Consider the following 1211-nt stretch of genomic DNA (forward strand, 5'->3'; position numbering starts at 1 on the left):
CTCCCATGACCACCCGCCCGCCCCTGATCGCCCCCTCGATCCTCTCGGCCGACTTCGCGCGGCTCGGCGAGGAGACGCGGGCGGTGGCCGAGGCCGGGGGCGACTGGATCCACCTCGACGTGATGGACGGGCATTTCGTGCCCAACATCACCTTCGGGCCCCCCGTGGTGAAGGCCCTGCGGCCCCACACGGACAAGTTCTTCGACGTGCACCTGATGATCGCGCCGGCCGACCCCTACCTCGCGGCCTTCGCGGAGGCGGGCTCGGACGGGATCACGGTCCATGTCGAGGCGGGCCCCCACATCCACCGCTCGCTCCAGACCATCCGGGCGCTCGGCAAGCGCGCGGGCGTGGCGCTCAACCCCGGCACGCCGGCCGCGATGGTCGAGCCTCTGCTCGACATGGTCGATCTCGTGCTGGTGATGACGGTCAACCCGGGCTTCGGCGGCCAGAGCTTCCTGGGAAGCGCGCTCGAGACCGTGTCGCGGGTGCGCGCCATGAGTGCGGGCCGCGACATCCGCATCCAGGTCGATGGCGGCATCGACGCCAGGACCGTCGAGGCGGCGGCGCGGGCGGGGGCCGACGTGTTCGTGGCCGGCAACGCCGTGTTCAAGGACGGCCCCGCCGCCTACGCGGAGCGGATCGCCGCGATCCGGGCGGGCGCCGAGGCGGCCGGCGGCGGCCCGCTCGCATGCTGAGGGCGCTGATCTTCGACGTCGACGGCACGCTGGCCGAGACCGAGGACCTGCACCGGCAGGCCTTCAACCGCGCCTTCGCGGCGCTCGGCCTGCCCTGGGCGTGGTCGCCCGCGACCTACCGCGACCTGCTCGCGGTGATGGGCGGCAAGGAGCGGCTCGCCCACTTCATCGACACCGAGCACGCGGACGAGGCCGCCGCGCTCCACGCCCGCGCGCCCGAGATCCACGGGCTCAAGACCCGGCTCTACGGCGAGCTGGTGGCGGCCGGCGGCCTGGGTCTCCGGCCCGGCATCCGCCGGCTGATCGCGGAGGCGCGGGAGGCGGGCCTGCGGGTCGCCGTGGCGACCACGACGAGCCGGCCGAACGTCGATCGCCTGGTCGCGGTGAACTTCCCCGGCGGCGAGCAGCCCTTCGACGCCATCGCGGCGGGCGACGAGGCGGCCCGCAAGAAGCCCGCGCCCGACATATTCGCCCTGGCCCTGGAGCGCCTGGGCGTGGCGCCCGCCGAGGCGG

At 74.6% G+C, this 1211-nt stretch carries 2 protein-coding genes; both read left to right on the forward strand.

Annotated features, from left to right (window positions below):
• Positions 1–5 precede the first annotated feature (5 nt).
• Positions 6–698 (forward strand): ribulose-phosphate 3-epimerase, encoded by a 693-nt coding sequence (gene rpe, locus AX737_RS00440; protein ID WP_066918119.1) that lies wholly within the window; start codon positions 6–8, stop codon positions 696–698.
• A partial coding sequence (locus tag AX737_RS00445) for an HAD family hydrolase (RefSeq protein ID WP_066918120.1) occupies positions 692–1211 on the forward strand: 520 nt, incomplete at its 3' end. The genes rpe and AX737_RS00445, both read left to right, overlap by 7 nt.

The organism is Methylobacterium sp. CCH5-D2 (assembly GCF_001556475.1).
Taxonomy (GTDB): domain Bacteria; phylum Pseudomonadota; class Alphaproteobacteria; order Rhizobiales; family Beijerinckiaceae; genus Methylobacterium; species Methylobacterium hispanicum.